Genomic DNA, 20,756 nt, shown 5'->3' with positions numbered 1-20,756 from the left:
TTAAAGCTTTAGCTTGTAAAATATTACGCTTTAAAAAAAATCTTTAAAACATTACGTCTCTAAACTTCTAATAAAAAATTTAATGGTCCATCGTTGATACTTGCGACTTGCATATCAGCGCCAAACTGACCGGTCGCCACATTAGGATGCTGAATTTTGGCATAATTCACCAGTTGCTCAAATAAGGCTTGCGCGGCATCGGGTGCCATCGCACCGCCAAAGTCAGGACGCCGGCCCTTATCGGTTTTTGCCATCAAGGTAAATTGTGAGACCATTAATAAGCCACCACCTACTTGCTGGACATTTTTATCCAATTTACCAAACTTAGCAGGGTCATCATCATTATCAAAAATGCGATAAGTGAGAATTTTATCAACCATACGCTGCGCACTTTGCAGATTATCATCATGGCCCAAGCCAATATAGGCCAATAGGCCATGCTCAATCTCACCAACGCAGTGCTCATCGACAGTGACACTAGCACGGTGCACCCTTTGTATCAGCGCTCTCATTTACGGCCTTCCTTATTTATAAATAGCTTACAGTTTATGGCCATACAATAATACCTTGACCATGATAAAATACCGCCATTAACTTGCCTAATTAATTATTACATCAAACCCTATTTTGGTAGCCTCATTATGAATTTATTTGCCACCCTTCAACAATTTGTGCCGCAGCAGCAGTTGAGTAAAGTCGCTGGACGTTTGGCCGCCAGCCGCCATCCTTATGTCAAGCGCACATTTATCCGCAGTTTTGCCAAAGCTTACAATGTGAGCTTAGATGAATACGAACGCCAAAGCTTTAACGCTTATGAGAGCTTTAACGACTTTTTTACCCGTGAGCTAAAAGACGACGCCCGTATCATCGATAGCAGCGCAAACGGTATTGTCAGTCCTGCTGATGGCGTTATCTCACAGTTAGGGCAAATTCGCGACCATAAATTGCTGCAAGCCAAAGGTCGTGACTATGACGTTGGGCAATTACTGGCCAATAGCGAAGATGGCAGCTATTTTGCGGATGGTAGCTTTGCGACCGTTTATCTAGCACCTAGTAACTATCACCGCGTGCACATGCCATTTGCTGGTACGTTAACAAAAACCCGTTATGTACCGGGTACGCTATTTTCCGTCAATAATACCACGGCGGCAAACGTGCCTGATTTGTTTGCCCGTAACGAGCGTTTGGTCTGTTTATTTGATACAGAATATGGCAAAGCGGCGGTTGTGATGGTTGGGGCGATGATTGTCGCTGGTATCGAAACGGTGGCGACTGGCAAAATCAGTCGCACTGAGGACATCCAAGAAGCGGATCATCATATGAGCTTTGAGAAAGGCGATGAGCTTGGACGCTTTTATTTAGGTTCAACCGCGATTGTTATATTACCAAAAGCGGCAAAAGCCGATTGGCAAGATAACATGCAAGCCAATAGTGTGGTACAAATGGGGCAGCTATTGGGTGTGGCTAACGCTAAATAAACCATCTGTTTAATGCTACAAACATAAGCCCAATTAAGTATGAATCATTATGCTTAATTGGGCTTTTTAATGGGTTTTACAGCTCATTGACTTAACTATAAATGCTTTAGTATTTGAAAATAATAGGTTATGTGTAAATATCTGAACAGAAAATTATGGCTTTATTTATCTAAGCATCAATCAACCATCTTTGCTCGGTCGCATAGTCAATCTGTTTTACTAGCCAATCATGAATACTCGGGAAGCTGTCTTTAATAAATCCATGCGCCCTTGCTACTTGCGAGCGCGTAACGTTAGACTCAATCCACGTTTTTCCGTTGGTGTTCAGATTAAGCAAAAACGGTAATAAACGATCAATCACTCTAAGCAGCTGGGTCTCTTTACTATTACCTGTTTCCTGCTCTTCCCAAACCTCACTTAAATCAGCAATCCCATTACCACACTCGCTTTGCAACCGAGCAATTCCTGCACGCTCTTCGATGTGCGCATCATCACGGGTATTGGCGTATAAAAAAGTATCGCCCGCATCAATCTCACCCAAATCATGTACCAATGCCATCTTGAGTAATTTTTCATGATTAACATTTAGTTCAAACAACTCAGCGATTGACCAACATGCCATCGCTAAATGCCAAGAATGTTCCGCAGAGTTTTCTAGGCGATTCGTAGCCGTCACATAACTGCGCCGATTAACACGTTTAAGGGCATCAAGCTCTAATAAAAAATGAGTGACGTCATCAATATCAATATCAATATTTGAGGCGAGCTTTGAATTGGCTAATGGCTTTTGCTTGGTTGATGGCATAGCTGTTGACGACATAGCTTTTAATAACATAGCTTTCTCTAATTTAACGGGCGAATAGGTAGTACTTTATCTAGCTCTAATCTTTATGCGAAAGCGCTTATTATAGTAGACATTTTACTCGCTGGAACAATCTAGATTGTTCCAGCGAGCAATAATAGTAGGTTTCTTAATTTTTATTGTTTAAGATTCAACTAATGCTCATAATAGGACGACATGCAATGCATAATACTATGGACAAGGTTATGCATAAAGTAATGGATAACAACCTGTACAAGACAAGGATATGTCGATGCCACCCACCACTGACACTGCAACGCCTACCACCTCACCGTCTTCTAGAAAAAAACCGCCTCATAAATGGCTTATTATTGCAGGCTTCTCTCTTTTACTTGGGGTAAATCAATTTTTATGGCTGACCTTTGCGACTATTGTGATTAGCACTGAGGCACATTTTGGCGTTAATGAGTTTTTCGCCAATCTCTTAACCTTAATGTTTCCTATTATCTTTGTGCTGCTAGCCATTCACTCTGGCAAAGTGCTCGATAACATCGGCTATAAAAAAATCGTCAGCTATGCCGCGCTCCTCATGCTGATAGGCTCGACGATACGCTGGTTAGGCGCTGATAAATATTGGATAGTGTTTGCAGGGCAATTGCTTATCGCCATCGCTCAACCGTATATCACCAATGCGATTAATCAAGTAACTTCCGACTGGTTTGATAAATCGCAAATTGCCACGGTAACGGGCGTGATTATGGGTGGGATGTTTTTGGCGACCGCCCTTGGTGCTTTTGCCCCTGCCCCGTTAATCGACGCTTTTGGCTTCTCTGGGATGCTATTCATCAATGTGGTTGTCACGGCGGTGGCAGTAGTAGGTTTTTTATTAGTGGTCGCTGAAAAACCCAAACAGCAAGAGTTGGCTATCTCACTACACGAGATCGGATCGCTATTAAAAAATAAACGGCTATGGTCTATCTCGCTAGCGGTATTTATTGCGATGGGTTATTTTAATGGACTAAGTAATTGGATTGCACCTATCCTTGCACCGCGTGGTATTGACGAGGCGACGGCAGGTATCATTACTGCAATGCTGATATTCGGTGGTATTTTAGGGGCGCTACTGATTCCGCTACTATCTGACTATCTACAAAAACGCCGTATCTTCTTAATATTGGCAACATTGGTCGGTGCGAGCGCAACCTATCCCTTGCTGTATTCAACCACAGGGACGACCACGTTGCTGCTAAGTTTTATGCTGGGATTTTTCTTGCTATCAGGTTATCCATTACTGATTGCCGCGGCTGAAGATACCGTACACACCTCACAAGCGGCCAAAGCAGTTGCCATGCTGATGATGATGGGGAATTTAGGTGGTGTCACTATGGTATTGCTGATGCAGGGGGTTAAAGGGCTGACTGGCAGTTGGACACCGACCGGCTGGGTACTTATTATTGCGGTGGCTTTAGCAGGATTGTTGGTATTAAAAATACGAGACAAACCGGTTATTAGACCGACTTCGAGTGTGGTTTAAAAGCGATGAAAACTAATGTTTAAAATAAGATAGCGCCTAACTATTAAAGCACTATCTTATTTTATTAATCTTTAAAAAAACCGTTTTATAATGAATCAAGATATTCAATCAAGCTACTTAATTAAATGACTAATGGTTTTAAACGCAGGGTCTTTACTACTGCGGCATAGCTCAAAAAGAATGGTTTCAACCGTCGTAATCACGCCACCAGCACGGCGAATACGGCGAATCGCTTGCTTTTTATCATAGGGGAAACGCGAACCAACTGCATCACCAATAATGACTGGCTGCATACCATTATCAAGCAAGTCAAGTGCCGTTTGTAGTACGCAGACATGTGCCTCCACTCCAAACAACAAAACAATACTTCGATTCTGTTGAGCTAAATGATTCCATGAATCGTCATTGTCGCAGGCACTAAAAGTCACTTTTTCAAAACCTTTGGCATTATCGCCTTCTAATAGCTCACGAATTTCGGGTAAGGTTTCGCCTAAGCCTTTTTTATATTGCTCATTGAGCATAATGGGAACATCAAGCGCTTGCAGACCTTTGATTAGAGTAACTGTTTTTTTGATGATATTTTCATGGTCATAAATATGCGGCGTCAAGCGTTCTTGGATATCGATAATCATCGCTTGGGTATTTTCACGGTCAATACGGTAGGTACGATCAGTAATCATGGTGGACATAGTACACTCCTTGTACGGCTAAAGCTGACGGTTCTAAACTTATTTAAAATTGGTATCAGGCTTAAAATTATAATGATTAATTACTCTCTCATTTAGTCACAGTTTAGTGAATGCGTCAATGAAGATAAGCGATATAACAACTTATGATGTTTTAATTTTATAAATGTACTGTCATCCATAAATGCAAAAACCCCTAGCCATCATGACTAGGGGTTTTTATTAGAACGATAAATTATTTTAAAAAATTGATAATATTGCAGGATTAAACACGCTCAATAATCGTCGCGATACCTTGACCAAGACCGATACACATGGTCGCTAGACCGATTTCAGTATCTGATTGTTCCATGGCGTTAAGCAAAGTAACGGTGATACGAGCACCAGAACAGCCTAGTGGATGTCCTAGCGCAATCGCGCCACCGTTGATGTTGACAATGTCTTGCTTGTCCGTCAAGTTCAAGGCTTTTAGTACTGACAAACCTTGCGCGGCGAACGCTTCGTTTAGCTCGATGGTTTGCATATCATCGATGCTCATGCCCGCACGTTTCAGCGCTTTTTGCGTTGCAGGCACTGGACCATAGCCCATAATTGCCGCGTCACAACCAGCAACGGCCATACTACGGATACGAGCACGTGGCTTTAGACCTAGCTCTTTGGCTTTTTGCGCGCTCATAACTAGCATCGCTGATGCACCATCAGATAATGCAGATGAGGTAGCAGCAGTTACTGTACCGCCTACTGGATCAAAGGCTGGACGTAGCTTTTGCATTTGCTCCATCGTGGCATCAGGACGAATTACTTCATCGACAGTACATAGTTGCAAGCGACCTGCTTCGTCATGACCTTCGATACCAATGATTTCATTGTCAAAACGACCTTCAGTAGTCGCAGCCCATGCACGGCGATGCGACTCAAGCCCAAAGGCATCTTGCTCTTCGCGGGTTATGTTATTCATACGACCAAGCATTTCAGCAGTTAAGCCCATCATGTTTGAGGCTTTTGCATAATGCTTTGATGCTTCAGGGTTAAGATCAACGCCATGCATCATGCCGACGTGACCCATATGCTCAACACCACCGATGATGAATACATCACCTTGTCCTGTCATAATTTGGGCAGCAGCAGTATGGAGCGCCTGCATAGAAGAACCACATAGACGGTTAACGGTTTGACCGCCAGCTGTTTTAGGGATATCAGCAAGCAAGCCGATGTTACGACCGATGTTTAAGCCTTGCTCTAGGGTCTGGTTGACACAGCCCCAGATGATATCTTCAACGTCACGTGGGTCAAAGTCGTTACGCTCAACCAATGCACGGACCAATTCAGCAGACATGCTATCAGCGCGGACATGGCGGAACATACCGTTTTTAGATTTACCCATTGCTGAGCGTACGCCATCTACGATGACCACGTCTTTTGGACTTAAAATTGTCATACTATCTTCCTTTTCAATTTTTATTGTCAGTGGCAGTACCGCAATGCTCGCCTATCTAATTTAGAAGGCTATTGATAATAAATAAATTACCAGTCATCTTATCGAGCACGTGTACTGCACTTCATCCTAGTAATGACTGCCTATTACGCGGTCGCGTAAAAGGTCTCACCTGCGGCTGCCATGTCGCGAATCTTTTGCGGGGCTTCATAGGCTTTGCCAAGGTGCGCATATTTTTCACACAGTGCCAAGTAGTTATCTAGACCCATTTGGTCGATATAACGGCAAGGTCCACCGCGGAATGGTGGGAAACCAACGCCCATAATCATCGCCATATCCGCTTCTGACGGCGTGCTTACGATATTATCTTCTAGGCAACGGACGGTCTCATTACAGAAAGCCAGCATCATGCGGTCAATAATCGCTTGATCATCAAAGGTCTGTTTGTCGCTATCAGTCGTGGTTTTTAATAGCTCGTAAGTGGCTTCATCAGCAACTTTCTTTGGCTTGCCGCGTTTGTCCATTTCATACTTATAGAAACCAACGCCATTTTTCTGACCTAAGCGTTTGTTTTCATATAAAAGCTCAATCGCGCCTTTATAATCAGGCTTCATGCGGTCAGGGAAGCCTTCTGCCATGACTTCTGCACCATGAACACCGGTATCTAAACCAACCACGTCGATTAGATAAGCAGGACCCATAGGCCAGCCGAATTTTTCCATGACTTTATCGACATGAGCAAAATCAGCACCTTGCTTAAGGAGCAAATCAAAGGCGCCAAAGTATGGGAACAAGACACGGTTGACTAAGAAACCTGGGCAGTCATTGACCACGACTGGCACTTTACCCATTTTAGACGCTAGCGCAACAGTGGTCGCAATCGCTTCTTCAGATGATTTCTCACCGCGGATAACTTCAACCAATGGCATACGATGTACTGGGTTAAAGAAATGCATACCAACAAAGTTTTCTGGACGCTCAAGTGCTTCAGCTAAGAAAGTAATAGATATCGTTGATGTGTTTGAGGCTAAGATACAATCATCTTTTACCAAGCCTTCCACTTCTTTTAATACCGCACGCTTGACGTTTGGATTTTCTACGACCGCTTCGATAACAATATCGGTTTCAGCAAAGTCACCATAATTCAAAGTAGGACGGATACGGCTTAAGGTTTCACCCATTTTTGCTGGGGTCATTTTGCCGCGTTCGACCATTTTGCCAAGTAACTTGCTGGCTTCACCCATACCAAGATCTAATTGCTCAGACTTGATGTCTTTCATGATGATTGGCAAGCCTTTGCTGGCTGCTTGATAAGCGATGCCGCCGCCCATGATACCAGCGCCCAATACCGCGGCTTCATTGATTTCGTGTGCTTTTTTGCTGTGCTGCTTGGCTAATTTTTTAACCAACTGATCGTTTAAGAACAGACCAACCAAGCTTTCTGCTTGTGGCGTTTTCGCCGCTTTTGCAAAACCAGCGGCTTCTACTTCAATCGCTTTATCACGTGGTAAATTTACGTGCTTCTCAATCGTCTCAATAGCGATTGCTGGTGCTGGGTACTGCTTAGGATTGGCTTTGGCAAAGATCATACCTTTTGCGCTATTAAACGCCATCGCTTGCTCAAGCTGATTTAGCTTAACTGGATTAAGCTTCTCTTCACGCTTCGCCTGCCAATCAAGCTCACCTGAGATACATTTTTTGACTAGGTCAATCGCGGCATCTTGTAAGTCATCGGCAGCAACAGTAGCATCAACCAAGCCAAGTTTTAGCGCCTCAAGTGGTTTTTTTGGTGTGCCAGTTGCAATCAATTCAAGCGCATTGTCGATACCAATCACACGGGTACTACGAACCGTACCACCAAAACCTGGGAAAATACCCAGTTGAGTTTCTGGTAGACCAATGATGGCTTTGTCGCTCATGACACGGTATTCACAAACCAAGGTCATCTCACAACCACCGCCAAGCGCGGCGCCATTAATAGCGGCTACTTTCGGAAACGGCAAATCTTCAAAACGATTAAAGGCGTCGTTAATATTGACGACCCAATCTTTAATCTCGCTTTCTGGCTTTTTAAAAGAGCCAACGAATTCTGTGATATCCGCACCAGCGATAAACACGCCTTTACTTGACGTCACAATTAAGCCCTTAACGTCGTCGGCTTTTTCTAAAGCGCTAACAACTTCAGCAAATTGCTTATTGGTTTCCGCATCAAACTTGTTCACGCTCTCATTTTCGGCGTTGTACTGCATATTGGCGATGCCATCCTCTAGCATTGTCACCGTGATGCGATTTCCTTGATATACCATTTGAAACTCCTTGCTATATAACGAAAGCTACGTTTTAAAATTAAGTTTTAAAATTAGAATAAATAGCCAGTTATTGTTAGAAAAACGAGTAATAACACTGCCAATATACTGTCTTATAAAGTCAGCATAGAGTGAACAGTGAAGATGTCTTTATTATCCAGCGCTCATGCTTATATATTCATTTTCTATGCGTCATGTTACCGCGTTAGCACAAGTGAATATGGCGCTTCATTTATATACGATTGTTGCCGGTACTGATGCAATAAACACTAATAGTGCAAATACTAACCATACAAATACTGACTGAACATTGAGCTGATATTTGCTGAGATACGGAGGTAAAAACCCACCTTCTAAGCAGCAGACCATTTTCACGCCAATTAGTGTAGGGGATTATGCCCCTGACTGTCACAAGCTAATACCATACTCGCAAGTCACTCTTAAGTCGATACTAGCCCTTTACCTTCCTGCAAAGGTGTTTTAAGTGACTGCTTGTATACTAAGATTATATACTGACAATCCACTGTTTAAAGCTGATAAATACGGCTTATTTATCGATATGCTCTACCCCTTATCAGAACATATCCAACGGCTAAGATACATCGCCAATACGTAACGAGGGCTTGTTGCATTATTTCGCTATTTTCAACCAATCTTTTTAACATTAAACCGGCAAAAATGCGTCATTTATGATACTTGCCCCATAAGGAATATAATCTATCATGCTACACTAGCGATATTTTTATTATTCACCTGATAGATGGTTGGGTTATGACTGTTTCTTCTATACCAAGCTTTATGTCTTTCAATCGCTTTGATAACAACACCGAGCAATTTCATAGCGCCGTGCGTGCGCAACTCGCACAAGATATCGAGGTGCTGTTTGCTTATGCTGAGCTACCAAGCCCGCTGCTTGATGCCTGCCGTTATGTGATGACTGGTCAAGGTAAATTGGTACGCCCGTTATTGGTTGCCAGCGCCTTTGCCAGTGTCAATCAGAGCAATGCTAATGACGACGCTAATGTTAATGACAGCGCTAATAACAATGTTGGTAATGACGACGAAAATGCGGATAAAAGCCCTGATAAAGAAGACAAGCAAAATCACGACTTAGAATCACTATTAGAAAATGATTCAGATTATGATATGTGTCGCCGTGCTGCGTTAGCCGCGGAACTGCTGCATACCTATTCATTGGTACATGACGACTTGCCATGTATGGACGATGATGACCTGCGCCGTGGTCAGCCAACCGCGCATATCGTCTTTGAAGAGTCGACCGCACTGCTGGCAGGTGACGTATTACAGACGTTAGCTTTTGAAGTACTGACCGCCGAGATGCCAACCTTTGCGCCTTTTGATTCAGCGATTGCAAGCCAGCTCATTGCCATATTTGCGCCGCGTGCCAGACGTATGGTCTCAGGTCAAATGCTCGACCTCAATGCTGAAGCCACTACTGGCATCACGCAAAGCGATTTAGAAGCCATCCACCGTGATAAAACCGGTGCGTTAATTGAAGCGGCGATGCTTATGGGTGGTATTTGCGCTGGTGCGACAGCTCCGCAGCGTATGGCATTGCAAGAGTGTGCCCAACATATCGGTCTCGCCTTTCAGGTTCAAGACGATATTTTAGATGTCACTACCTCTACCGATACCCTAGGCAAACCTGCCGGCAGCGATGAAAAATTAGATAAGTCTACATATGTAAAATTAATGGGCGTTGAGCAGGCGACCAGCTATGCACAATCGCTGTTTAACGATGGACGCGCGGCAATCATTCGTGAATTAAGCAGTGGCGAAAAAGACAGTGCAGAAAATAATGCGCTATTGGCACTGATTGAATGGCTATGGTCGCGTAAAAAATAGCCAAGCAGTTTAATTATCAAAAATAGCAAAGGGTGGTCAACATGGATAGTGCCCCTACTCCGCGTATTTACCTTGGCACGGGCGGTTATAGCGATACCGACTTACTTGGTACGCTGTATCCCACTGGCACTAAAAAAATTGACTTTTTACGTGAGTACGCCAAGCAATATGGTGCGGTCGAGATTAACAGTACCTTTTACGCGCCTATCGGACAGAAAGCCTTTGCAGGTATGGTCAATAAAGCCTATGTCGAGGCAAATAGTGAATTGAAATTCGCCGTCAAACTGCATCAAGACTTTACTCATGCACGTAAAGGCACTGCCGAACACGCGCAAGCTTTCTTGACTGCGCTTACGCCACTTATCGAAGCCAACGCTCTCGCGCCATTACTACTACAATTCCCGCATGGTTTTGACCGTACCCGTGAGCATCGCCTATATTTGGCTAATCTCGTTAGTTGGTTCAAAGACTATCCACTCGCTATTGAGTTTCGTCATAATGGCTGGCATACCCCGCAAGTGGTCGATAGCTTTATCGAGCAAGGTCTGATTTGGTGCAGCGTTGATTATCCTAAAGTCAGCGGACTGCCACCGTCACGGCTGATATTCACTCAGCGTACTGGCTATCTGCGTATGCATGGTAATAATCTAAACTGGTGGGATGCAATGAGCGCTGCCGACCGTCATGATTATCGCTATAGTGAAGCGGAGATGAACGACTGGGCGCAAGCGATTGCCAATCAGCGGCAGCATTTTGATACGTTATATATCTTCTTTCAAAACACCGTCAATGCGCATGCGTTTTATAATATTGCGATGTTAAGAGAGGCGTTGGGTAAGTTTGGGTTTGAGATTTTATAAAGTTTACCCATAGTAATAGAGGCTTATAAAAGCCGTTATATTTTTTCCTTTATTAAATAGAGTGAACAATGTCAAAGCACCATGATAGCTATACAACTGCTTCTGCTCCAAGTGGGCTATCTTTAAATGTAGCAAAGCTAGAGAGATTCAAAAAGAACCCATCTTTCATTAAAAGAACATTTGCTAATTTTCGGTATCCACTTGATATGATGGATGAACATCTAAAACTTGGTGATAGTCGAGCAGCCATCGTATTACAAACTTATAATACACTTATTGTTGCAGCCTACACTGACGAGTTAGACTGTATTGCGTTACTGGAATTTCCAGTCAGTTTTGTAGAAGAACATGGTTTAGAAGTCGGAGATAGGCTCTTGACTGTTAATACTTATAGTAAAGGTAGAGTAATCGCTGCTGATTTGGAAAACGGATCTGATGGCTATGAGCGCTATAACAATTTCCACCCACTTATTGCTGATTTTCTATCAGATGATAAGCAAGCTATCGAGAGTAGAAAGCTGGAAATTGAAGAAAATGAATGGATAAAGACATCAAAAATGGGTCATCAAAAATTAATGATAAAAGGCATTATTCCTCGGAACGGCAGTCCTTACGAAAGTAATATAGCAAGAAAAAATTAACACATAATTTTAAAATAAAATTTTTACTAAAAAATTACCAAAAAAAAGGACGCCTCTCAGCGTCCTTCTTTATTAATCAAAACCTTAAGTTTTAAAGATTACTCTTCAACACCAGCATCTTGACCTTTATATTTAGCGTTTGCATAGTCCCAGTTCACTAGCTTATCTAGGAACGTGTCAACATAATCAGGACGACGGTTACGATAATCGATGTAGTATGCATGTTCCCATACATCACAAGTCAATACGGCTACTTGGTCATGTGCTAATGGGGTATCAGCGTTAGCTGTTTTAGCGATAGACAGTTTGCCACCAACTTTATCAGCCACTAACCATGCCCAACCTGAACCAAACTGAGTCATTGCCGCGTTTTTGAACTCTTCACGGAACTTGTCATAGCTACCGAAATCTTCTTCGATTTTAGCTTTCAAATCACCAGTAGGTTCGCCACCGCCATTGTCTGGCGTCATGCAGTTCCAATAGAAGGTGTGGTTCCACACTTGGGCTGCTTGGTTGAACATACCTTGTTTGCTGTCATCTTTAGCCGTTGCTACGATGATTTCTGATAGCGTTTTGTCTTCTAGACCAGAACCTGGTAGCAATTCGTTCAATTTATTGACATAAGCAGCATGATGCTTGTCATGATGATACTCTAGCGTCTCGGCACTGATATGTGGCTCTAGCGCGTCTTTTGCATATGGTAGTTCTGGTAAGGTAATCTTTGACATATTATTTTATCCTTGCTGTTTAGCCATTAGTATTAGGTATAGTTTAAAATGGACACTATAAATTGTTGGACTAAATTGGCTTAGTTTATTGTTAGAGAAATTTATGACTCAATAGGCTAACACAAGTTGTGCCAGACCTAAAAAGCGCTAAATTTGAAAGCCATCTTAAGCGTGCAGCACTTAATAGTTATTATATGATTAAAAACCAAAACCTTTAAATACCAAAATATGGACTTAAAAGCCACTATTATAGTCTAAAACTATTATTAACTTTAAGTTCACAAGCTATAAGATATAATTCACTGTAGCTTGTTATCTATTATAGCAAGAGTAACAACAAATATCAGTTACCAAATGTTATAAACCATCGATTCGTTATGCTAATTGGTAATTTAACTGGTGCTAGCCTAGAATATGTAGATGCAAACCACTCAATCAGCGTCAAAACTCCAACGACTACTTGCTATTTTCCATCATCGCTAAAATATAAGAATAATAGGCGACACGATAAACAACCCTTTATGGACGGATATTATGAGTCATATTAGCGTCACAGACACTCATTCACAAGCAACCTCAACCGATTCAACACCAGCTACGCTACATAAGCAATGGGTGCTCGCCAGTAACAACAAAGGCAAACTTACTGAATTTAAACGCTTATTTTCTGAGGCGAATTTGGATGTGACGATTATCCCGCAAGGTCAGCTTGATATTGACGATGCAATCGAGGATGGATTAAGCTTTATCGAAAACGCCATTATTAAAGCCCGTCATGCCAGCCGAGCAAGCGGATTACCTGCGATTGCTGATGATTCAGGCTTATGTGTGCCAGTATTGGGCAATGCACCCGGTATCTACTCTGCCCGCTATGCAGGCGAGCACGGCAACGATGCCAAAAACAACGCTAAGCTTATCGCTGACTTGCAACCTATCCGCAATGCGCAAGCTAACAAGCCTATCAACGGGTTATTTGTTTGCGTACTGGTGATGGTGCGCCATGCTAATGACCCGCTGCCGATTGTCGCCCAAGGCTTATGGCACGGCGAGATCTTAGAATCGCCGCACGGTGAGGGTGGCTTTGGTTATGACCCTCTGTTTTGGTTACCAGAGTTGCAGGCGACGGCGGCCAGTTTAAGTGCTGCGGACAAAAATAGCATCAGTCACCGCGGTCAGGCGATTGAGCAATTATTGGCGCAACTGCACTTATTACCCTTCTGAAACCCATCCTACCTTATCGTCTATTAGATACCGTTTAATACTTTGGTATTTTAATACCGATAATACGACAATATTAACCCAGCGATTTTATTTGAACTGACGATAGCAGCGCTGCCTTATATAGACAGCAAACAGATAATTTTTACTTTGATAAACAGATGGATTATACTGTTCTACTTTTAAAATTTTGTTGAAAGCCGTTATTTGTCTGTATAATTGCGCAAAAAGCGTTATTATGCGACCTATTCACGGTTAATATTGATATCAGATAGCGTCTATTAAGATAAAGCGTTTCTCATTTTTGTGTCAGCAGCGATTGTTACGGGCACGTACTGCGAAATTGCGCGCTATCCATATCCCCTATTTATTCCAACGGCAATCGGTAACACCCGCCCGTATTTTGAGGCACGGTTGTCTATTACTATTTAACCCTAAGTACTGTTCAATCAAACGTACTATTAAATCCTAAAGGTGTAATGAACATGGCTACAGATTTACAAGTTACAACCAACAAGCTATCTAACAAAGAAACTCAGCTAACGGTTAAAGTACCCGTTGAAAAAATTCAAAACAAAGTTGAAGGCCGTATTCGTCAAGTGGCGAAAACTGCCAAGATTGACGGTTTCCGTAAAGGTAACGTCCCTATGTCACATATCCGTTCACAGTACGGAGCTGGCATTCAGCAAGAAGTCATCAACGACGTGATCCGTGATACCGTTTTTGAAGCAATCAAATCTGAAGATATCCGTGCCGTTGGCATGCCTAACATCGACGACGTAAAACTAGAAGATGATTTCTTGGTTTATCAAGCGACTGTTGAAATCTTCCCAGAGATCGACGTACAAGGTATTGATGAAATCGAAGTTGAGCGTCACACGGCGACGGTTAGCGACGAAGACGTTGACACCATGATTGAAAACCTACAAAAGCAACGTGTAGAATTCGTTGAGAAAAAAGGTAAAGCAGCCAAAGACAACCAAGTAACGTTTGACTTTGAAGGCTCAATTGACGGCGAGAAATTCGAAGGCGGTTCTGCTGAAGACTTCAAACTGGTTATCGGTAGCAACCAGATGATTCCAGGCTTTGAAGATGGTATCAAAGGCATGAAAGCTGGCGAAGAGAAAGTTATCAACGTAACTTTCCCAGAAGATTACCAAGCTGAAAACTTGGCTGGTAAAGAAGCGCAGTTCAAAATCAACGTAAAACTGGTTGAAAAATCAAAACTACCTGAAATTGATGATGCGTTTCTTGAGTTATTCGGTGTTAAAGAAGGCGGCGTTGAAAAATTAAAAGAAGACGTGCGTAAAAACATGGAACGCGAAATCAAAAATGCGGCGCGTAGCCAAGTAAAACAAGCAACGTTTGACGCCCTACTAGAAAAGAACGAGTTTGACGTACCAAACGCCATGCTAGAGCAAGAAATCGATCGTCAACGCAACATGATGATGCAACGTTTTTCTCAGCAATTCGGTGCCAATGCTGATAGCTTCGATAAAGACATGCTGCCAAATGAGCTATTCGAAGAGCAAGCGCTACGTGCTGCCCGTCTTGGCATCATCGTTGCTCGTGTTATCGACACCAAAGGCTTAGAAGTTGATCAAGAGCGTGTTGAAAGCTTCATCAAAGAAGCCGCTGAAAACTACGAAGACCCAGCAGAAGTGATCGAATACTACACCAATGACAAGCAGCAGCGCGCTAACATTGAGTCTGTCGTTCTAGAAGACCAAGTGGTTGATTATTTGATTGCTCAAGGCAAAGTTACTGACAAAGAAGTCAGCTACCAAGACCTATTGGCTGCTCAGCAACAACAGCAGCAAGGTATGTAAGCTAGCAATTTGCCATTGAATGGCATTCATTGCTAATTTTGCTTCAAAAATGCCCTAACAGCTTGTTAGGGCATTTTTATTGGTGGCTTCTCAGCGAGTTTTATTGATTGTTTGTTAGTACTGCCCTTGATAAATGGGCACAGACGCCTTATTAATAGGTAGTCATTTATCATTTGTCACATTAAAAAGTTACTATTGCTGCAATAAAAAAGTTACCATTAGCTCAATTATTTTTAGCGGCTACTATTTTTGACAGCTTCTATTTCTAACAAGTAGATGTAATAAATTTTAAGCGCCATCTTGAATCACGAATATGATTGGCTACTTGCTAGCGATATTTAGAGCGTTTAATTGAACCGAATGGGTTTTATTAACAGGCAGCTTTTATTAACAGACAGCAATGTTTACAATGATAACCACCATAAAAAATTAGCCAACAACTAGCCTATACCTCTTTACTTTATGTACTTATAAACAGGACATCTTTATGACAGATTATGATCGCATCACTGCTAACCCGCATTTTGATATGTTGATGAGTGCGCACAATACTGCCCAGAGCGCACCCCAAGCGGCTTTAGTTCCAATGGTTGTTGAGCAATCAGCGCGCGGTGAACGCTCGTTTGATATTTTCTCACGCCTATTACGTGAGCGCGTTATCTTTTTGACCGGTCAAGTTGAAGACCATATGGCCAACCTTATTGTAGCGCAGCTATTATTCTTAGAAGCAGAAAACCCTGATAAAGATATCCATTTATATATCAACTCACCAGGCGGCTCAGTAAGTGCTGGTTTGGCTATTTTTGATACCATGAACTTTATCAAACCTGAAGTTTCGACCATTTGTATGGGCGGCGCTTATAGCATGGGTTCATTCTTATTAGCCGCTGGCGAAAAAGGCAAACGTTATGCCCTGGCCAACTCGCGCGTGATGATTCACCAGCCATCAGGCGGCGCGCAAGGTCAAGCGACTGATATCGAAATTAATGCGCGTGAAATTCTGAAAACTCGTGCTCGTTTGAATGAGATTTTGGCTGAGCGTACCGGTCAACCGGTTGAGAAAATTGAAAAAGACGTTGAGCGTGATTATTGGTTAGATGCTAAGGAAGCCAAAGAATACGGTTTGGTTGATGAAGTATTAGAACGTCGCCCTGCTTCTTTATAATTGCATTAATAGCAACCGCCCAACAAACTGTGAAACATCTGATGCCTAAGTGACATATATTAGGTGCACTGTGCTAGCCAAGCACCATGCACTTTCGCATTGATGTCCATAATCAGAATATTGATAAGCATTAAATTTTAGGAGTGCCTGTATATGGCAGAAGATAACACCCCGCAGTGTTCGTTTTGCGGCAAAGAAAAAAGTGAAGTAAAGCAGCTGATTGCCGCTGACGACGCCAATATTTGTAATGAATGTATTGAGCTATGTACGGACCTTATTGCTGACAGCGCCGAAGATAGTGACGACGATAGCGATATCGATACCTCTTGGGTCAATAAAAAGCTGCCAACGCCAAAAGAGCTACGTGCCAAACTTGATGAATATGTCATCGGGCAAGATGCGGCGAAAAAAGCCTTGGCAGTTGCGGTTTATAACCATTATAAACGCCTAAAAGTCAGCCAAACGTTGGCCCATGACAGCAAAAAAGCCAAAATCGGCGCTGATGATGCTATGGTTGAATTGGCAAAAAGTAATATTTTGCTAATTGGTCCAACCGGCTCTGGTAAAACCTTGTTGGCGCAAACCTTGGCGCGCTTACTCGACGTTCCCTTCGCGATGGCGGATGCCACGACCTTAACAGAAGCCGGTTATGTCGGTGAAGATGTCGAAAACATCGTCCAAAAACTATTGCAAGCTTCTGATTACGATGTCAGCAAAGCTGAGCAAGGCATTATCTATATTGATGAAATTGATAAAATCAGTAAAAAAGGTGATAACCCATCTATTACGCGTGACGTCTCAGGCGAAGGTGTGCAGCAAGCCTTGCTTAAGCTTATCGAGGGGACGGTTGCCGCTATTCCACCACACGGTGGTCGTAAACATCCACAGCAAGAGCTGATCCAAGTTGATACCAGTAATATCTTAATCATCGTTGGTGGCGCGTTTGCCGGTCTTGATAAGGTAATTCAGCAGCGTACGGAAAAAACGGGTATTGGCTTTAATGCTGATGTGAGCTCAAAAGACGATAGTAAACGTAGCTCAGAGCTACTGCAACAAGTAGAGCCAGAAGATTTGATCAAGTTTGGTCTTATCCCAGAGCTGATTGGTCGTCTTCCTGTACTGGCTGCGCTTACAGAGCTGGACGAAGATGCGTTGGTTCAAATATTAACAGAACCTAAAAATGCCTTGGTTAAGCAGTATAAATATCTGTTTGATATGGAAGGCGCTGACATTACCTTTACCAAAGAAGCGCTTGATGCCATCGCCAAAAAAGCCATGGCACGCAAAACAGGGGCTCGTGGGCTGCGCTCTATCGTAGAGAATGCGCTGCTTGAGACGATGTATGAGCTACCTTCAATGGAAAATGCTAAGACCGTACTCGTTGATGAAGCAGTGATTAACGACGGTAAAATCCCTGAAATCACCTTCTCTAAGGGTGACTCAGAACAGATAGCGATAGATGCTTAAAAGCTCTTATCTGCTTTATTAAAGCTGTAATTAAAGTAAAAGTGTCTAGTGTAAATTATGCTAGACACTTTTTTTATGTCCGCTTACTTCTCATTTTATTTCTTGCAGCTAATGTAGTAGTTAAAAATGACAGCTGCGTTTATCAATCGCTATCAGCGCTTATCATCAATCATGCTAAAGTAGAAATACCAATACTATTAATGATACAAAGGAATGTTTATCATGCTTAACACTGTTTCTGGAAATGTCTCTGCAATAGCAACCTCACTACGCCAACATCTGCCTTTTTCCTCTCATCAAGACCATGACATTAGCCCTTATTATCGTAACCACGTCGCTGCTATTACTGGCTCTGGCTCTGGTATGGGGCGCGAGCTTGCCATTCATTTGGCAAAAATGGGCTGCCATGTGGCTCTATCCGATATCAATGCTGAGCAACTGGCACAAACTAAAGACTTACTGGTCGGCTATGATATCAAAGTCACCACCACCGTACTTGATGTCTCAGACAATAAAGCCGTCGAAGCGTGGGCTGATAGCGTCATGGCTGAGCATGGCAAAGTGAATTTTATCTTTAATAATGCAGGCGTGGCGCTTTATTCAACCGTAGAAGGCAGCAGTATTAGCGAGCTTGAATGGGTCATGGATATCAATTTTTGGGGCGTGGTTTACGGCACCAAGGCATTTTTACCACTGATTAAAAACAGCGTCAAAGAAAGCGAATCGACTAAAAACAATAAAGACAGCAAAGCACGCCAGTTTAACGAGCATGGTCATATTATTAATATCTCAAGCTTATTTGGTTTGACCGCGCAGCCGTCACAATCTGCTTATAATGCTAGCAAATTTGCCGTACGTGGCTTTACCGAAAGCTTGCGTCAAGAGCTAGATATTCAGCGCTGTGGCGTCTCAGCGACCTGTATTCACCCAGGTGGTATCAAAACCAATATTGCTAACAGCGCCCGTGGTAACGACAGTATCAGCGACCTTGGCATGCGTAGCGGTCGCAAAGCCATCAGTAGCTTTAATAAATTCTTAAAATTTGACGCCAGCGCAGCCGCTTGGATTATCTTACAGGCGGCCGCGGCCAATCAGCCACGCTGTTTGATTGGCAACGATGCCAAAATGATCGATGCTGTCCAGCGCGTATTCCCAGCACGCTATAGCCAGGTATTAAATGACATCAATAAGCTCTCGCGTAAATTGAAGGGCAAAAAACGCGCAAAACCGGCTGACCGTAAAGCAGCGATTGCTCATTGATATAAAGGTAGATAAACGACGATAATTTAAACCGCTAGAAAGACATTCTTAGCAAAAAAGCGCGTAAATACTCACCTATTTACGTGCTTTTTTATTAAAAATACAGTAAGCGCTGCTAGCTCAAGCCTTAGTCATCTGTTTGCATCATTTGTCGCATTAGTGTTTGTTTTCAATTTAAAAACACTTTACGTATTTGTATTTGATACAATAATGTTACTAGCAACTTACAGATTGATTAATGGTCAGATGGTGATAGGTAGAATTCAGCGGATTAATGGAGTGAAGTACGCAGTAGCGGTAAGCGAATGATATGACGCTCACTGTGCTCTCGTTTACGAATATTACAATCTCAGTTTTGTATCTATCTTAAAAAATTCAAATAAGTTCTGCCACTATGACGACCAAATTATCATATAAATATGGATTTACATATTATTTTATACTATAAGGTTATTCCAATGAGAAGTTTCCCACGCACTAAATCCTCCTTATTAGCAACCGCTATCTTTGCCATTAGTACAATGACTATGACTGGCTGTAGTAATAGCACTGAAACTAAGGCCGTTGACCGTCTGGAAGAAGCGGAAGCATTAGCTCGCGTCAAAGCACTCGAAGCCCGTGCAGAAACCCTAAAAGGCAATATGCCAGCTGCCAACGATATGAGCGCTAGCGCAGGCAGCAGTGCTGCAGTAGTTGGTAAGCCAGCCATTAAAATGCCTGACGAATCTACGATTCCAGATGATGAGTTTGGCGCAGCGGTAAAACGCGGCCTACAACTGGCTAATCATACTTATAAAGAGCTGCCAGACAACGTCGGCAACCAGCTTAACTGTACCAGCTGTCACTTAGGTAATGGCTCAGAGGCATATGCTGCGCCTTGGAATGGTATGCCAGGCATTTATCCTGTTTATCGTTCAAGAGCAGGTCGCGTTAACACTATTCAACAGCGTATTAATGGCTGCTTTGAGCGTTCGATGAACGGCAAAGCCCTTGATATGGGTTCAGACGATATGAACGCGATGGTGTCTTATATGAGTTGGTTGTCACAAGATATGCCATTTGGGGTGTCACCTGAAGGTCGTGGCTTTGTCAAAATAGATAAAGATTTGGAGCCCAATACTGACAATGGCAAAAAATTATTTGCGGAAAAATGTAGTGTTTGTCACGGTGACAATGGCGAAGGGCAATATAATGACGATGGCACTTATATCTATCCAGCAGTTGCTGGTGATAAGTCCTTTAACGATGGCGCGGGTATGGCACGTACTTATACTGCTGCTGCCTTTATTAAAGGTAAAATGCCATTTGGACAAGGTAATACACTAACCGACCAAGAAGCCGTCGATATTGCCGCCTACTTTACCCATTTGCCCCGCCCTGTAAAAGCCAATAAAGACAAAGATTGGCCAAATGGCGACGCACCAAAAGACGTACGTCGTTAATTTAAAAAATTGAAAAATAATAGAAAACGGAAGCCCAAC

Annotated in this window: 18 protein-coding genes; 12 read left to right on the top strand and 6 right to left on the bottom strand. The window is 42.7% G+C overall.

The genetic code is table 11. The features are described 5' to 3' along the window. Positions 1-59 precede the first annotated feature (59 nt). The gene (dtd, locus tag FQ084_RS12955; RefSeq protein WP_149491038.1) at positions 60-512 is read right to left on the bottom strand and encodes a D-aminoacyl-tRNA deacylase; all 453 of its coding nucleotides are present in this window, start codon (positions 510-512) and stop codon (positions 60-62) included. A 129-nt stretch (positions 513-641) separates the two neighbouring features. Between dtd and asd the strand changes: the two genes are divergently transcribed. After that, a complete protein-coding gene (asd, locus tag FQ084_RS12950) occupies positions 642-1,478 on the top strand; it encodes an archaetidylserine decarboxylase (protein ID WP_149491037.1) in 837 nt (278 codons plus the stop codon). A 169-nt stretch (positions 1,479-1,647) separates the two neighbouring features. Here asd and FQ084_RS12945 read toward each other — a convergent pair whose 3' ends face one another. Then, a complete protein-coding gene (locus tag FQ084_RS12945) occupies positions 1,648-2,313 on the bottom strand; it encodes an HD domain-containing protein (RefSeq protein ID WP_262880795.1) in 666 nt (221 codons plus the stop codon). Positions 2,314-2,572: 259 nt separating this feature from the next. Between FQ084_RS12945 and FQ084_RS12940 the strand changes: the two genes are divergently transcribed. Further along, the gene (locus FQ084_RS12940; protein WP_188032974.1) at positions 2,573-3,814 is read left to right on the top strand and encodes a CynX/NimT family MFS transporter; all 1,242 of its coding nucleotides are present in this window, start codon (positions 2,573-2,575) and stop codon (positions 3,812-3,814) included. A 113-nt stretch (positions 3,815-3,927) separates the two neighbouring features. Here the strand turns inward: FQ084_RS12940 and FQ084_RS12935 are convergent, their stop codons facing one another. The 3 genes from FQ084_RS12935 to fadB form a co-directional block, all read right to left on the bottom strand. After that, positions 3,928-4,503, bottom strand: a complete 576-nt coding sequence (locus FQ084_RS12935; protein WP_149491035.1) for an isochorismatase family protein — start codon at positions 4,501-4,503, stop codon at positions 3,928-3,930. A gap of 262 nt (positions 4,504-4,765) precedes the next feature. Then, a complete protein-coding gene (gene fadA, locus FQ084_RS12930) occupies positions 4,766-5,938 on the bottom strand; it encodes an acetyl-CoA C-acyltransferase FadA (protein WP_149491034.1) in 1,173 nt (390 codons plus the stop codon). A gap of 143 nt (positions 5,939-6,081) precedes the next feature. Then, the gene (gene fadB / locus FQ084_RS12925; RefSeq protein ID WP_149491033.1) at positions 6,082-8,241 is read right to left on the bottom strand and encodes a fatty acid oxidation complex subunit alpha FadB; all 2,160 of its coding nucleotides are present in this window, start codon (positions 8,239-8,241) and stop codon (positions 6,082-6,084) included. A gap of 771 nt (positions 8,242-9,012) precedes the next feature. Between fadB and FQ084_RS12920 the strand changes: the two genes are divergently transcribed. From FQ084_RS12920 to FQ084_RS12910, 3 genes are all read left to right on the top strand, one after another. Beyond that, complete coding sequence (locus FQ084_RS12920; protein ID WP_149491032.1) at positions 9,013-10,107, top strand: polyprenyl synthetase family protein; 1,095 nt, start codon at positions 9,013-9,015, stop codon at positions 10,105-10,107. A 41-nt stretch (positions 10,108-10,148) separates the two neighbouring features. Then, the gene (locus tag FQ084_RS12915; protein WP_149491031.1) at positions 10,149-10,967 is read left to right on the top strand and encodes a DUF72 domain-containing protein; all 819 of its coding nucleotides are present in this window, start codon (positions 10,149-10,151) and stop codon (positions 10,965-10,967) included. 68 nt (positions 10,968-11,035) lie between these two features. Next, positions 11,036-11,608 carry a hypothetical protein gene (locus FQ084_RS12910; protein WP_149491030.1) on the top strand — a complete coding sequence of 191 codons (573 nt, stop codon included), beginning with the start codon at positions 11,036-11,038 and terminating at the stop codon, positions 11,606-11,608. 98 nt (positions 11,609-11,706) lie between these two features. Here FQ084_RS12910 and FQ084_RS12905 read toward each other — a convergent pair whose 3' ends face one another. Continuing rightward, the gene (locus FQ084_RS12905; RefSeq protein ID WP_149491029.1) at positions 11,707-12,336 is read right to left on the bottom strand and encodes a superoxide dismutase; all 630 of its coding nucleotides are present in this window, start codon (positions 12,334-12,336) and stop codon (positions 11,707-11,709) included. Between the two features lie 534 nt (positions 12,337-12,870). Here FQ084_RS12905 and rdgB point away from each other — a divergent pair. From rdgB to FQ084_RS12875, 7 genes are all read left to right on the top strand, one after another. Then, the gene (rdgB, locus tag FQ084_RS12900; protein WP_149491028.1) at positions 12,871-13,557 is read left to right on the top strand and encodes an RdgB/HAM1 family non-canonical purine NTP pyrophosphatase; all 687 of its coding nucleotides are present in this window, start codon (positions 12,871-12,873) and stop codon (positions 13,555-13,557) included. Between the two features lie 303 nt (positions 13,558-13,860). Further along, positions 13,861-13,986, top strand: coding sequence for a hypothetical protein (locus FQ084_RS13405; protein ID WP_262880794.1), 126 nt, complete (start codon positions 13,861-13,863; stop codon positions 13,984-13,986). A 53-nt stretch (positions 13,987-14,039) separates the two neighbouring features. Next, positions 14,040-15,383, top strand: coding sequence for a trigger factor (gene tig / locus FQ084_RS12895; RefSeq protein WP_149491027.1), 1,344 nt, complete (start codon positions 14,040-14,042; stop codon positions 15,381-15,383). 487 nt (positions 15,384-15,870) lie between these two features. Further along, positions 15,871-16,548, top strand: coding sequence for an ATP-dependent Clp endopeptidase proteolytic subunit ClpP (gene clpP / locus FQ084_RS12890; RefSeq protein ID WP_149491026.1), 678 nt, complete (start codon positions 15,871-15,873; stop codon positions 16,546-16,548). Between the two features lie 153 nt (positions 16,549-16,701). Further along, positions 16,702-18,015 (top strand): ATP-dependent protease ATP-binding subunit ClpX, encoded by a 1,314-nt coding sequence (gene clpX, locus FQ084_RS12885; protein WP_149491025.1) that lies wholly within the window; start codon positions 16,702-16,704, stop codon positions 18,013-18,015. Between the two features lie 222 nt (positions 18,016-18,237). Continuing rightward, complete coding sequence (locus FQ084_RS12880) at positions 18,238-19,275, top strand: SDR family NAD(P)-dependent oxidoreductase (protein ID WP_149491024.1); 1,038 nt, start codon at positions 18,238-18,240, stop codon at positions 19,273-19,275. Positions 19,276-19,733: 458 nt separating this feature from the next. Continuing rightward, entirely contained in the window at positions 19,734-20,717 is a 984-nt protein-coding gene (locus tag FQ084_RS12875; RefSeq protein ID WP_149491023.1) for a c-type cytochrome, read from the top strand. The last annotated feature ends 39 nt before the right edge of the window (positions 20,718-20,756 follow it).

Source organism: Psychrobacter sp. ANT_WB68, from assembly GCF_008369115.1.
Lineage (GTDB): Bacteria > Pseudomonadota > Gammaproteobacteria > Pseudomonadales > Moraxellaceae > Psychrobacter.
Note: the sequence above shows the minus strand (reverse complement) of the source record. Positions and strands in the feature narration are given on the sequence as shown.